The organism is Mumia sp. ZJ430, from assembly GCF_011751845.1.
GTDB lineage: Bacteria > Actinomycetota > Actinomycetes > Propionibacteriales > Nocardioidaceae > Mumia.
Window position 1 is genome coordinate 311,663 of record NZ_JAAHFK010000004.1, and the last position, 13,100, is coordinate 324,762.

The 13,100-nt window shown below is 70.4% G+C and carries 15 protein-coding genes; 7 read left to right on the plus strand and 8 right to left on the minus strand.

Annotation, left to right across the window (positions count from 1 at the left end; translation table 11 throughout):
* Positions 1-3: 3 nt before the first annotated feature.
* Complete coding sequence (locus HCT63_RS17705; protein ID WP_167007961.1) at positions 4-723, minus strand: IclR family transcriptional regulator; 720 nt, start codon at positions 721-723, stop codon at positions 4-6.
* Positions 724-832: 109 nt separating this feature from the next.
* Between HCT63_RS17705 and leuC the strand changes: the two genes are divergently transcribed.
* The 3 genes from leuC to HCT63_RS17720 all read left to right on the plus strand — a co-directional run bounded on the left by leuC (position 833) and on the right by HCT63_RS17720 (position 3,890).
* On the plus strand, positions 833-2,239 hold the full coding sequence (leuC, locus tag HCT63_RS17710) for a 3-isopropylmalate dehydratase large subunit (RefSeq protein ID WP_167007965.1): 1,407 nt from the start codon (positions 833-835) through the stop codon (positions 2,237-2,239).
* Between the two features lie 22 nt (positions 2,240-2,261).
* Positions 2,262-2,861 (plus strand): 3-isopropylmalate dehydratase small subunit, encoded by a 600-nt coding sequence (gene leuD, locus HCT63_RS17715; RefSeq protein ID WP_167007968.1) that lies wholly within the window; start codon positions 2,262-2,264, stop codon positions 2,859-2,861.
* 267 nt (positions 2,862-3,128) lie between these two features.
* Complete coding sequence (locus HCT63_RS17720; protein ID WP_167007970.1) at positions 3,129-3,890, plus strand: HU family DNA-binding protein; 762 nt, start codon at positions 3,129-3,131, stop codon at positions 3,888-3,890.
* Between the two features lie 56 nt (positions 3,891-3,946).
* On the opposite strand, the gene HCT63_RS17725 is transcribed toward HCT63_RS17720, so the two are convergent.
* Together HCT63_RS17725 and cofC are read right to left on the minus strand one after the other, a co-directional pair.
* A complete protein-coding gene (locus HCT63_RS17725; RefSeq protein WP_167007973.1) occupies positions 3,947-4,135 on the minus strand; it encodes a hypothetical protein in 189 nt (62 codons plus the stop codon).
* Positions 4,136-4,140: 5 nt separating this feature from the next.
* Complete coding sequence (gene cofC / locus HCT63_RS17730) at positions 4,141-4,755, minus strand: 2-phospho-L-lactate guanylyltransferase (protein WP_167007976.1); 615 nt, start codon at positions 4,753-4,755, stop codon at positions 4,141-4,143.
* 69 nt (positions 4,756-4,824) lie between these two features.
* Here cofC and HCT63_RS17735 point away from each other — a divergent pair, with 69 nt between their 5' ends.
* Positions 4,825-5,604 (plus strand): lysophospholipid acyltransferase family protein, encoded by a 780-nt coding sequence (locus HCT63_RS17735; protein ID WP_167007978.1) that lies wholly within the window; start codon positions 4,825-4,827, stop codon positions 5,602-5,604.
* Between the two features lie 3 nt (positions 5,605-5,607).
* Positions 5,608-6,609, plus strand: coding sequence for an NAD(P)H-dependent glycerol-3-phosphate dehydrogenase (locus HCT63_RS17740; protein ID WP_167007981.1), 1,002 nt, complete (start codon positions 5,608-5,610; stop codon positions 6,607-6,609).
* Here the strand turns inward: HCT63_RS17740 and HCT63_RS17745 are convergent.
* Entirely contained in the window at positions 6,580-7,695 is a 1,116-nt protein-coding gene (locus tag HCT63_RS17745) for a PLP-dependent transferase (protein ID WP_167007984.1), read from the minus strand. The genes HCT63_RS17740 and HCT63_RS17745 overlap by 30 nt on opposite strands.
* 37 nt (positions 7,696-7,732) lie before the next feature.
* On the opposite strand from HCT63_RS17745, the gene HCT63_RS17750 reads away from it, so the two are divergent.
* Positions 7,733-8,866 (plus strand): D-alanine--D-alanine ligase family protein, encoded by a 1,134-nt coding sequence (locus HCT63_RS17750; RefSeq protein ID WP_167007987.1) that lies wholly within the window; start codon positions 7,733-7,735, stop codon positions 8,864-8,866.
* A 7-nt stretch (positions 8,867-8,873) separates the two neighbouring features.
* Here HCT63_RS17750 and HCT63_RS17755 read toward each other — a convergent pair whose 3' ends face one another.
* A complete protein-coding gene (locus tag HCT63_RS17755; RefSeq protein WP_243843100.1) occupies positions 8,874-9,350 on the minus strand; it encodes a DUF3515 domain-containing protein in 477 nt (158 codons plus the stop codon).
* Positions 9,329-9,562 (minus strand): Lrp/AsnC ligand binding domain-containing protein, encoded by a 234-nt coding sequence (locus tag HCT63_RS17760; RefSeq protein ID WP_208322538.1) that lies wholly within the window; start codon positions 9,560-9,562, stop codon positions 9,329-9,331. The genes HCT63_RS17755 and HCT63_RS17760 overlap by 22 nt, the downstream gene beginning before the upstream one ends.
* A gap of 140 nt (positions 9,563-9,702) precedes the next feature.
* Between HCT63_RS17760 and HCT63_RS17765 the strand changes: the two genes are divergently transcribed.
* Positions 9,703-10,677, plus strand: coding sequence for a thiamine-phosphate kinase (locus HCT63_RS17765; RefSeq protein ID WP_167007993.1), 975 nt, complete (start codon positions 9,703-9,705; stop codon positions 10,675-10,677).
* 24 nt (positions 10,678-10,701) lie between these two features.
* On the opposite strand, the gene HCT63_RS17770 is transcribed toward HCT63_RS17765, so the two are convergent.
* Entirely contained in the window at positions 10,702-11,841 is a 1,140-nt protein-coding gene (locus HCT63_RS17770; protein WP_167007995.1) for an FAD-dependent monooxygenase, read from the minus strand.
* Positions 11,842-11,966: 125 nt separating this feature from the next.
* Positions 11,967-12,941 carry an AraC family transcriptional regulator gene (locus HCT63_RS17775; protein ID WP_167007998.1) on the minus strand — a complete coding sequence of 325 codons (975 nt, stop codon included), beginning with the start codon at positions 12,939-12,941 and terminating at the stop codon, positions 11,967-11,969.
* Positions 12,942-13,100 lie beyond the last annotated feature (159 nt).

Consider the following 13,100-nt stretch of genomic DNA (forward strand, 5'->3'; position numbering starts at 1 on the left):
CGGCTACTCGCCGTTGCGGCGCAGCGACTGCGAGAGGCGCTCGGCGGCGGCGACGACGGCGGGTGCGTGCATGCGACCCGGCTGACGCGTCAGGCGCTCGACCGGGCCCGAGACGGACACCGCGGCGATGACTTTGCCGGAGGGGGAGCGGACGCTCGCGGAGACCGAGGCGATGCCCGGCTCGCGCTCACCGACGCTCTGCGCCCAGCCACGGCGGCGTACCTGCGACAGCGCGGCCGCGGTGAACGCCGCGTTCTGGAGGCCGCGGTTCATCCGCTCGGGGTCCTCCCAGGCGAGCAGGATCTGCGCCGCGGACCCCGCACGCATCGTCAGCTGGCTGCCGACGGGCACGGTGTCGCGCAGCCCCGTCGGGCGCTCGGCGGCGGCGACGCACACGCGGTAGTCGCCCTGCCGGCGGAACAGCTGTGCCGACTCACCGGTGATGTCGCGCAGGCGCGCGAGGACCGGCCCGGCCGCGGCGAGGAGCCGGTCCTCGCCCGCAGCGGCCGAGAGCTCGGAGAGGCGGGGGCCGAGGACGAAGCGCCCCTGCATGTCGCGGGCGACGAGACGGTGGTGCTCCAGCGCCACCGCGAGGCGGTGCGCCGTCGGGCGCGCGAGTCCGGTGCTCGACACGAGGCCGGCCAGTGTCGCCGGTCCGGCCTCGAGTGCCGACAAGACCAGTGCGGCTTTGTCGAGCACGCCGACTCCGCTAGAGTTGTCCATGCCTTGATATTGCCGTCTCGCATTGTGAAATGCAAGCATGGGCGAGCGAGCTCACGCCGGACTCGTACGAACATCTGGACGGCGCACCACGTGGAAGAAGGAGAGAGCAATGGGCAAGACCCTTGCGCAGAAGGTGTGGGACGAGCACGTCGTACGACGTGCCGAGGGGGAGCCCGACCTCCTCTTCATCGACCTTCACCTCATTCACGAGGTGACGAGCCCCCAGGCCTTCGACGGCCTGCGCCTGGCCGACCGTACGGTGAGGCGGCCTGACCTCACGCTGGCCACCGAGGACCACAACATCCCGACGACCGACCTCGACAAGCCGATCGCCGACCCGATCTCCCGGACGCAGGTCGAGACGCTGCGCCGCAACTGCGAGGAGTTCGGCGTTCGCCTCCACCCGATGGGCGACATCGAGCAGGGCATCGTGCACGTCGTCGGCCCGCAGCTCGGTCTGACCCAGCCGGGCATGACCGTCGTGTGCGGCGACTCGCACACCGCGACGCACGGCGCGTTCGGCGCGATCGCCTTCGGGATCGGCACCAGTGAGGTCGAGCACGTCCTCGCGACCCAGACGCTGCCGCAGGCGCACCCCAAGACCATGGCCGTCGAGGTCGTCGGCCAGCTGGCCGAGGGGGCGTCCGCCAAGGACCTCGTCCTCGCGCTGATCGCCCAGGAGTCCACCGGTGGTGGGCAGGGCTACATCGTCGAGTACCGCGGGGAGGCCATCCGTGCGCTGTCGATGGAGGCGCGGATGACGATCTGCAACATGTCGATCGAGTGGGGCGCCAAGGCGGGCATGATCGCGCCCGACGAGACGACCTTCGCGTTCCTCGAGGGGCGTGCGCACGCGCCGAAGGGGGCCGACTGGGACGCCGCCGTCGCGCACTGGCGCACGCTCGTCACCGACGACGACGCCGAGTTCGACAAGGTCGTCACCCTCGACGCCTCCCGGGTGACCCCGTTCGTCACCTGGGGCACCAACCCCGGTCAGGGCGTCCCACTGTCGGCCGACGTCCCGTCGCCGGACGACTTCGACGACCCGAGCGAGCGCGTGGCCGCCGCGCGCGCGCTGGAGTACATGGGCCTGACCGCCGGTACGCCGATGCGCGACATCGCCGTCGACACGGTCTTCGTCGGCTCGTGCACCAACGGGCGCATGGAGGACCTGCGGGTCGCCGCGGCCATCATCGAGGGTCACAAGGTGGCCGACTCGACGCGGTTTCTCGTGGTTCCCGGCTCGGTGCGCGTGCGTCTGCAGGCCGAGGAGGAGGGCCTCGACGTCATCTTCAAGGAGGCGGGCGCCGAGTGGCGCGGCGCCGGCTGCTCGATGTGTCTCGGCATGAACCCCGACCAGCTTGCGCCGGGTGAGCGCAGCGCGTCGACGTCGAACCGCAACTTCGAGGGGCGTCAGGGCAAGGGCGGCCGTACCCACCTGGTCTCGCCCGAGGTCGCCGCTGCGACCGCGGTCCTCGGACACCTCGCCTCACCTGCCGACCTCGTCAACGCCTGACCGACCCGCACGGAGAACGCCCATGGAGAAGTTCAGCACGCACACCGGCGTCGGAGCCCCGCTACGACGCAGCAACGTCGATACCGACCAGATCATCCCCGCCGAGTACCTCAAGCGCGTCACTCGCACCGGCTTCGAGGACGGCTTGTTCTCCGGCTGGCGCAAGGACCCCGCGTTCGTCCTCAATCAGCCGGCGTACGCGGACGCGTCGGTGCTCGTGGCCGGCCCCGACTTCGGCACCGGCTCGTCGCGCGAGCACGCAGTCTGGGCACTCCAGAACTACGGCTTCGCGGTCGTGGTCTCGCCGCGCTTCGGCGACATCTTCCGAGGCAACTCGGGCAAGGCGGGACTCCTCGCGGCCCAGGTCGACGAGAAGACCGTGGCCGCCCTGTGGGAGCTCCTCGAGGCGCAGCCCGGAGCGACGATCACCGTCGACCTCGAGGCGCGCACCCTCGTCGCCGGCGAGGGCTCCGACCGCATCGAGGACTCGTTCGACATCGACGACTACACGCGCTGGCGGCTGCTCGAAGGACTCGACGACATCGGCCTCACGCTGTCGCACGCGGACGCAATCAGCGCGTACGAGGCGACACGACCGTCGTTCAAGCCAGCAACGTTGTGACGAGCAGGTCACCCTCTCGATGACGTCGAAAGGGTAGGCCGTCCGCTCTGACCCGATTCTCGGAAACCACGTAACCACGGTGGTTTCCGAGAATCGGGTTTTTTGCGCGTCCGGACGACAGCAGTCGGAACGGCAGTGAGGGCGCGCTGCGTGTGGCGACACGTGGAGGCAACACGTTCGGACAAATGCCTCTACGGTGATTGAGTCGGACAAGGCGATTGCCTACCGTCAAACGCGAAGTGCCGAATCGTTCACGGAGAGGAACCGGTGAACAAGAGCGAGTTCGTCGAGGTGCTCGCGGCTTCCTTCGAAGGAAACCGTGCGCAGGCTCGTCGCGCGCTCGACGCTGTGATCGTGACTCTCACCGCCCGCCTGGCGAGCGGTGACCGTGTCGTGATCAGCGGGTTCGGAGCGTTTCAACAATCGATCCGCACCGGCCGAGAGGTCCGGAACCCGCGGACGGGGGAGATCCACGTGATCGCGGATCGGACCATCCCGAAGTTCATACCCGGAGGGGAGCTGAAGAACGTGGTGGCAGGTGTGAGGACGGCAGCCAAGAGGGCGCCCGCGAAGAAGGCAACCGCTAAGAAGGCGACTGCCAAGAAGTCCGCGGCGAAGAAGACGGCGGCCGCAAAGAAGGCGACGGCCAAGAGGGCGACTGTCAAGAAGGCGGCCGCGAAGAAGGCGACTGCCAAGAAGTCCGCAGCCAAGAAGACGACCGCCGCGAAGAAGGCGACCGCCAAGAAGACCGCAGCCAAGAAGACGACGGCGAAGAAGGCAACCGCCAAGAAGACTGCGGCCAAGAAGAGCACGGCGAAGAAGTCCGTCGCCAAGAAGACTGCGGCGAAGAGGACGGCCGCAAAGAAGACTGCGGCGAAGAAGACTGCGGCGAAGAAGTCCGCAGCCAAGAAGACTGCGGCGAAGAAGTCCGCAGCCAAGAGGTCCCCTGCAAGGAAGACCGCGGCGAAGAAGTCCGCCGCCAAGAAGACCGCACGCAAGTCACCTGCTCGCGTCACCGCCGGCGTGTGACCTCGACGACGGATGCGGCCTCGGGCGTGACCGGGGCCGCATCCGCGCGTCCGCGGTCAGTGGATGCGCAGGGCGGTGACGCGGTCTCGTCCCGCACTCGTCTCGACGATGACACGCTGCCCTGGGCGAAGGTGCCGGACCGGCGACGAGGCGACCACGTCGCTGTCGTACGACAGCGTCACGCCGTCGTCGAGCACGAGGGTGCCGCCCCGCTCGGCGTCGAAGGTGGCAATCGTGCCCTGCATGGAGGTCACCGTACCGTGACTCTCGCGAGGACCGCGGTCGTCCGGGGCCCGAGCGCGGTGCCGAGCGCGGCGAGGTGCTCGGGAAGATCGGTGTCCCGCTGCAGCCCCCGGCCGGCCGGGAGCGGCGTCGCGCCCTGAGCGAGGTGGGCGGCCAACGAGCCGGCGCCGAAACGAGGCTCTAGCCGGTGCACGTCGGTGGCAGCGAGCAGGGTGGTGCCTGTGCCGTCCGCATCGGCGACCACGGAAAGGGGATAGGCCTCGGCGAGGCGCAGAGCGGCCGCGAGCTCGTCAGACGTCAGTGCGGGGAGGTCGGCCGTGAGGACCGCGACCGGAGCACCGCCCCCGCCCGCCTTCGCCAGGCCCGCGATGATCGCGGCGCCCAGGCCCCCTCCCGGGTCCGGAACCACCTCGTACGCACTGGTCGAGGACGCGGCGGCCAACGTCTCGTCGGACGTCACCACGATGACGCGCGCGACGACGGGACAACCAGCGACAGCGTCGAGGGTGTCGAGCGCCAGTGCCCGCGCGAGCGTCGGGCGCGCGGCTGCGTACGCGGAGAGCCGCGACTTGCCCACCGACGCGTCCTTCACGGGGACGACCACCGACCACCTTCGACTCACAGGTCGATCTTGCCCCATCGCGGCTCTACACCCCTTGGCGCCGGGTCGTGATGAACTAGGCTCACTCGGATGGAGAGTCCTGTCCCTGCCCGGTCCCGGCGTGATCCCGGGCTGGTCCTGAGGGCGATCGTGGCGACGCTGCGCGGTCCGGTGACGGTGATGGTGAAACGTGACTGGCGCGGCGCCGAGCATCTCCCGGTCGACGAGGGGTTCGTCGTGGCCGCCAACCACGTCTCTCACTCGGACCCGGTGATGCTCGCCCACTTCTTGTACGACAACGGGGTGCCGCCGCGCTACCTCGCGAAGGCGGCGATCCTCGACCTGCCGGTCGCCGGCAGGCTCCTTCGGACGACCGGCCAGATCCCCGTCTACCGCGGTACGGCGCACGCCGCCGACGCCTTCGCCGCAGCCAAGCAGGCCGTGCTCGACGGAGAAGGCGTCATCTTCTATCCCGAGGGCACGATCACCCGCGACCCGGACGAGTGGCCGATGTCAGGCAAGAGTGGGGCCGCGCGCGTGTCGCTGGAGACTGGCTGCCCAGTGATCCCGATTGCCCAATGGGGGCCCAACATGTTTCTTGAGCCGTACGACAAGGTGCCCCATGTGCTGCCCCGGAAGACGATGGTCGTCGCCGCAGGGCCCCCGGTCGATCTGGCCGAGCTTCGCGGTCAAGTGGTCAGTGCCGCTATCCTCGCCACGGCCACCGAACGCATCATGGATGCGGTGACCGAGGAGCTGGCCAAGATCAGAGGCATCTCCGCCCCGGACGGACGGATGTCTCTGGACGACCCCCGTGTGCGGCAGCGTCCACGACCCCGCCGCCAGTCGGCATCCCAGAAGGAGAATTGATCAATGCCGAAGACCGCAGTGCTCGGAGCCGGATCCTGGGGGACCGCGTTCTCGTTGGTCCTGGCCGACGCCGGCAATGACGTGCACCTGTGGGGCCGCCGGACCGAGGTCTGTGAGGCGATCAACCAGACCCGTGAGAATCCGGACTACCTTCCCGGGATCCTTCTGCCCGAGACGATCAAGGCCAGCCACGACCCCGCCGTCGTGCTGTCGGGTGCAGAGATCGTCGTCCTCGCGGTCCCGTCCCAGCAGCTGCGGACCAACCTCCAGGAGTGGGCCCGTCACATTCCGCCGGACGCCGTCATCGTGAGCCTGATGAAGGGCGTGGAGCTCGGCACCCACCTGCGCATGAGCGAGGTCATCGCCGAGCTGACCGGCGCGGGCCCGGAGCGGATCGCCGTTGTCACGGGCCCCAACCTCGCGCGTGAGATCGCTCAGCGCGAGCCCGCCGCAGCGGTCGTGGCGTGCGTCGACGACGCCGTCGCCAAGCGGCTCCAGGCGTGGTGCCACACGCCGTCCTTCCGCCCGTACACCAACACCGACGTCGTGGGCTGCGAGCTGGCCGGCACGACCAAGAACGTCATCGCGCTGGCCGTCGGGGTGGCTGACGGCCTCGGGTACGGCGACAACGCCAAGGCCTCGGTCATCACCCGAGGTCTGGCCGAGACCGCGCGCCTCGGGATGGCGATGGGGGCTGATCCGATGACGATGATGGGCCTGGCCGGGATGGGAGACCTGGTCGCGACGTGCAGCTCTCCGCTGTCGCGCAACCGCACCTTCGGCGAGAAGCTCGGACGTGGCATGAGCATCGACGAGATCGTCGCGTCGACCCGGCAGGTCGCCGAGGGCGTCAAGTCCAGCGACTCGGTCTCCGAGCTCGCGAGCCTCCACGGAGTGGACATGCCGATCGTGGAGCAGGTGGCGGCTCTCATCCGGGGCGAGACGAGCCCGAAGGAGCTCGTCGCCACCCTGGTCTCACGTACGCCGAAGCCCGAGGTCCGCTGACGAGGGGTCGAGCGCCTGCGCGACGTCGGCCCAAAGGTCGGCGAACCCCTCGATGCCCACCGAGACTCGGATCAGGGCGTCCGGGATCGTCTCCGGCTCGCCGGCCCAACGCCTGCGTCGTTCCCAGGTCGTCTCCACGCCGCCGAGCGAGGTCGCGCAGACCACGAGTTCGCTCGCCGTGGTGACACGGTGTGCGGCGACCGCTCCTCCCACCGGCTCGAACGTCAGGACCGTGCCGAATCCCGGATAGCCGACCGTCGCGACAGCCTCGTGGGCCTCGAGACGGGCCACGAGGCGCCGGGCGTTGTCCTGAGCGCGTTCGAAGCGGACCGCCAGCGTCCGGAGGCCACGCGTGGCGAGGTAGGCCTCCAGGGTGCCGGGCGTCGCGCCGTGCAGCCGCCGATAGGCCTCGAGAAGGTCGTAGGTCGCGTCGTCGGCGACCACCGCCACGCCGGCGAGGGCGTCGCTGTGACCCGCGAGAAGCTTCGTCGCAGAGTGGACGACGACGTCTGCCCCGAGGGCGAGCGGCTGCTGGACCAGCGGCGTCGCGAACGTGTTGTCCACGACCACGAGGGCGCCGCGGGTTCGTGCAGCGGCGGCAGTCTCGGCGATGTCGACGACCTCGAGTGCGGGGTTCGTCGGTGACTCGATCCACACCATCGCCGCGCCCTCCGCGGCGTCGACCAGGGCGTCCGGATGTGTGACGTCGACCTCGCGGACCGTGAGGCGTCCTCTGCGCTCTCCGTCCCGCAGGAGCCCGAGCGTCCCGTTGTAGGCGTGGCGTGGCACCACCACGGCGCCTCCGTCGGGAACGAGCGAGAACGTCGCAGCAGCCGCTGCGAGCCCCGAGGCGTACATCACGGCACGTCCGCCCTCGAGCGCCCCGACGGCATCTTCGAACGCCTGCCAGGTGGGATTGCCGAACCGTCCGTACTCCAGCGCGCCTCCGGCCACGTATGTGCTAGCGGGGGTGAGCGGCACGTTCAGGGGCGCGTCCGGAGTGCGCGGCGGACGTCCGGCGGCGACGGCAAGAGTCTCGGGGGAGAGCGCGGATCGAGGGGAGTGCGGGCGGTCGGTGCGAGCCATGCCGACCATTCTCGCCCCTCACGATAGGGTCGCCCCGATGAGTGATCCCAGGCTGTACGACCCCGCACATTCCGGCACCGCCTCCCACGACGGACGCCCGTGCGTCCTGCTCGTCTTCGGGGGACGCTCGAGCGAGCACGAGGTGTCCTGCATGACGACGCGTGAGGTCCTCGCGGTGGTCGACCGCGAGCGCTACGACGTCGTCGCGGTCGGCATCACCCGTGACGGGCGCTGGCTGCTCCAGGAGCACGGAGTTTCCGCAGCAGCAGGCACACTGCCCGTCGTCGACGAGTCCGGCACGCCGGTCTCCCTTGCCGGGTCGCGACTGCTCGCCGCGACGACCGACGGGGGCACCCGTGTGGTCGCCGATATCGACGTCGCCTTCCCCCTGCTGCACGGGCCGTGGGGAGAGGACGGGACGATCCAGGGCCTGTTCGAGATGGCGGGGCTGCGCTACGTCGGCTCCGGCGTCCTGGCCAGCGCGGTCGCGATGGACAAGGCCGTCGCCAAGGTCGTCTTCGCGGCCGCCGGCCTGCCGCAGCTTCCCTACACGGTCGTGCACCCTGACGAGTGGGCGGACGATCCGGCGGCGGTCCGCGAGTCGGTGGCCTCGCTCCACTACCCGGTCTTCGTGAAGCCGGCCCGTGCCGGGTCGAGCATGGGCGGCACGCTCGTCGCCGACGAGCACGCCCTCGCCGAGGCGATCGCGGTCGCGCAGGAGCACGACCCGAAGGTCATCGTCGAGTCGGCGGTCGAGGCACGCGAGATCGAGTGCGGCGTCCTCCAGAACCCTGACGGCTCCGTGAGCGTGAGCCCTCCGGGCGAGATCGCGGTCGACCACGGTGCCGGACACGCGTTCTATGACTTCGACGCCAAGTACGTCGACGGGACCTCCAAGAACCTCATCCCCGCGCGCCTCGACGGCGCCGACACCGAACGGGTGTGCGCGAAGGCCGCCCGGGCGTTCGGCGCCCTGGGCTGCGAGGGGCTCGCGCGCGTCGACTTCTTCTTCGTCGACGACGTGCTCTACATCAACGAGGTCAACACCATGCCGGGTTTCACCCCGTTCTCGATGTTCCCTCAGGTATGGCAGGCGGCCGGGGTCGAGTACGCCGAGCTCGTCGAGCGGCTCCTCGCGCACGCGCTGGCGCGTTCGACCGGCCTGCGCTGACCGGTCGTCATACGCAGGGCGTGACGACCGGGTCGTGCTCGGCGACGAGCGCCGCGAGATCGCTCAGCGCGTCCGAGGGCGGCTCGTGCTCGCGCGGTACCGTCACCTCGATGTAGGCGCGGCGTCCGATCGTCGTGAAGACATAGACGTCGGCGTCCTCCTGGGTGAACCAGCCGACGTCGTCGACGACGTCGCACCGCGAGGTGGACTCGAGGCCGGCAGGCTTGTCGACCCCGCAGCGCATCACGATGGCCGGGCTGCCCCAGGCGCGGCCGGATCCGGCCGGTGCGACGCGCACTGCCTCCTGCCCCGCGACCGATCCGGGAGCACCGTCCAGCAGGTCCGCGCACAGCGAGGCGACGTCCTCTGGGGTGGGGTCGGGAGGGTCGACCGCGACCGTGTCGGCGCAGCCCGTCGCGAGGAGGGCGATGCCGAGGAGGCAGGCCGTACGGGGGAGAAGGCTCAGAGGTGGACGACGGGACACGTCAGCGTCCGGGTGATGCCGTCGATGCGCTGGATCTGCGCGACGACCATCTCGCCGAGCTCATCCACGTGCTTGGCCTCGGCGCGCACGATCACGTCGTACGGACCGGTCACGTCCTCTGCGAGGGTGACGCCCTTGACCTCGGCGATCGCCCTCGCGACCTCGGCGGCCTTGCCGACCTCGGTCTGGACCAGGATGTAGGCCTGAACCACCATGGTGTGGATCCTCCGTGCTCGTCGAACGGTCACCGCCTGGTCACGCTACAGGATCATGACGACTCCGTGACGGGAAGGGATCCGGCACGCCGCCGGGGCGCTCCGGCCGTACGGTCCCGATGGCGCAGGATGGAGGCATGACCACAGCACCGAGCACCCCCGGACGCGACGACCGTGACCTCACCGTTGGCGACGTCGGCGAGTTCGGGCTGATCGGTCGTGTCGCTCCCCACGAGCACTCCGAGCGGGTCGTCGTGGGGCCCGGTGACGACTGCGCGTACGTCGCCGTCCCGTCGGGGCGCGTGCTGATCTCCACGGACGTCCTCGTGGAAGGACGACACTTCCGCCGCGACTGGGCCGAGGCGTACGACATCGGTCGTCGTGCCGCCGCCGCGAACCTCTCCGACGTGATGGCGATGGGCGGGGTCGCAACGGCACTGACCGTCGGCTTCGCCGCACCGGCGGACCTCCCCGCGCAGTGGGCTGAGGACCTCACGCGCGGCATCGTGGACGAGGCCGCCCTGGTCGGGGCCGAGGTCGTCGGAGGCGACGTCACCGCTGCCGACGGTGTCGTCGTCTCGATCACCGTCGTGGGCGAGTGCGACCAGGAGCCGGTGCTGCGCTCGGGGGCGCGGGTCGGAGACGTGGTGGCCGTCGCGGGGCGGCTCGGCTGGGCGGGCGCCGGGCTGCACGTGCTCGGGCGGGGCTTCCGCTCGCCGCGCGTCCTCGTCGAGGCCTATCGCCGCCCCGAGCCCCCGTACGAGGAGGGTCCACGCGGTGCCCGCGAGGGGGCGACGGCGATGATCGACGTGAGTGACGGGCTGCTGGCGGACCTCGGGCACGTCGCCGAGGAGAGCGGCGTCGGGATCGACCTCGACGCCGGGGCTTTCGCCATCCCCGAGCCGATCGCCGACGTGGCGGCCGCGACGAACGCCGAGCCGCTGACTTTCCTGCTGACCGGTGGCGACGACCACACGCTCGCGGCGACCTTTCCTGCCGAGCGTGGGGCGCCGCAGGGGTGGACGGTCATCGGTCGGGTCGTCGAGGGCGACGGCGTCACCGTCGACGGGGCAGCGTGGGCGGGGCCGACCGGGCACGAGCACTACCGCTGACTCCTCGCCGCCGATCGCGCGGGTTCACGGGAGGTGGTCACGGAGCAGTTCGTACGCGGCACGGTAGGTGCGCGGTCCGATCGTCGGAGCGACCACGTCGCGGACCCACAACGGGAGCTGCGCGACGTGGGCGAGTCTTTCCGTCGCGGCCCTCACATGAGCGACCCGAGAGCGCCTGCGTTGCTCGAAGGCGGTGCCCACCTGTGACCAGTCGCGCGTGGTGGCGAGCAGCTCCGCGAGCACGAGTCCGTCCTCCAGCGCGAGCGCCGCGCCCTGTGCCCAGACGGGCGCCATGGCGTGGGCAGCATCCCCGATCACCGTGACGTGGCCGCTGCTCCACCGATCGGCGCGGACCTCGTCCACGCGGGAGTGGTAGAGCTGGTCGACCGAAGTCGCCGCGTGGGCGACGGTGACCGCCACGGGTTCTGGGAACGACGCGAAGGTGGTCGTGAGCCACTCTGGGTCAGCGGCCGCCGGGCCCCCGTGCGTCGTCGAGGCGAAGCCGTACACGAGGTCGTCGCTCAATGGAATCAGCAGGATCGTGCCGTGCTTGCCGGTCCACGCTGTCCAGCACGTCAGCGCTGGGTTCGGGGCTAGGAACCTCCAACCGGCCGCGCCCATCGTTGCAGGCTCGAGGAGAGCGTCGCCGGTCACGGCTCGACGCACGTTCGAGTGGATCCCGTCGGCGCCGACGACATAGTCGTACGTCTCCTCGTCGGCGGCCTCGCCCTCCGTACGGATCGTGACGACGTCGCCGTCGGGAACGACAGCCGCCACCCGTGTTCCCCACCTCACCTGTCGCTCGTCCAGGCCGTCCCTGAGCAGTCCCAGGAGCGACTCGCGTCGGATGCAGACCGATGTCCCGACGTCGCCCCAGAACGCCTCCTCGTCGACGGCGAACAGCAGGCGACCGCGCTGGCTGCGGTACTCCCGGCGTCGAATGGGACGCCCGGCCCTCACGACCGCTCCGTCGAGACCGAGGGCGTCCAGCGCCCGGGCCGCGTTCGCCGGCAGGTTCATCGCGAGCCCCGCCGGGGCCGGGGCCGGGCTGGACTCGGCCACCGTGCAGGTCAGCCCATGGGCGGTCAGCGCGCGTGCCATACCGAAGCCGGCGATTCCGCCACCGGCGACGAGCACCTGCCGACCTGTCTCGATCGCGGCCATGATTGCCTCCCGCGTGAATCCCCCCGTGGTGGAGGAGGTGTTCTCGACGTTACGTGGCGCCGGCACCGCGGGGAACGCCTGGAAGACCGAAGGTCTTGCCCGTCCGTCCGGACGCGTCGCGGGCGCTACGGTGCGGGGTCCTTGCGCCGCCACGTACCCGGCGCCGCCCCGACGTGGCGCTTGAACGCCCGGTTGAACGCCGACTCCGACTGGTATCCGACCGTGGCCGCGGCCTGCGAGACGCTGAGCGAACCGCCCTGGAGGAGGCGGGCAGCGAGCTGGAGGCGCCAGCGTGCGAGATAGGTCATCGGCGGGACCCCGACGTACGAGGTGAATCGTTCGGCTAGGGACGAGCGTGAGATGCCGACCTCACGGGCCAGCAGGTCGAGCGTCCAGGGCTCCGCGAACCGACCGTGCATGAGGCGCAGCGCCGCGCCGACATCACGATCGCGCAGGCCGGCCACCCAGCTGCGCGTCTCCGGAGGCAGTCCCTCGATGTGGGTGCGGAGCGCCTCGAGGAACATCAGCTCGGAGAGCTTGGCCAGCATCGCCTCCTGCCCGGCGTCGCGCTCGTCGCTCGCCACGAGCGCCGCGTCGAGCAGACTGGTCATCCATCCCCAGCTGCGGCCGGAGACGGGGGCATGGACCATCCTCGGCAACGACTCGAGCAACGGGTTGAACGGGCCCCTGTCGCACGCGAGGTAGCCGCACACGATCCGGCACTTGTCGGCGTGGGCGTCACCGTTGATGTCGATGACGAAGGGGAGCGCCTCGCTCACCGGTCGGTAGTAGCGGGAGAGGTCGGCCTGGCCTCGCATCCCCGGCTCGGACGAGAGGATGTTCGCCTCGCCTGTGGAGAAGATGACCATCTCGCCGGCCCGCATCAGCTCCGCGGGCTCGGGCTCGTCGACTGCCTCGACCCAGCAGGAGCCGGAGGTGAGCACGTGGAACGCGATCAGGTGCTCGGCGTCACCGGCGACCTTGGCGGCGATCACGTCGGTCGGAGGGCTCTGGGCGACGAAGGGGGAGCGGGCATCGATGTCGAAGTAGACCGCGCCAGTCAGGCGTACCGCGAGCAGGACGTCGGACAGCACGTCCATCGCACCCACCTCCTGGACGCTCGGGCAGCAACTCTGGACGGACGGCGACGATCGCGCGTCCACGCGGACGGACGGACAAGACCCCTGGGGTCCTGGGCATTCCCGCGCGGCTGCGCTGCTCCCTAGCGTCGAAACCACATTGTCCCACCATCGCGGCCA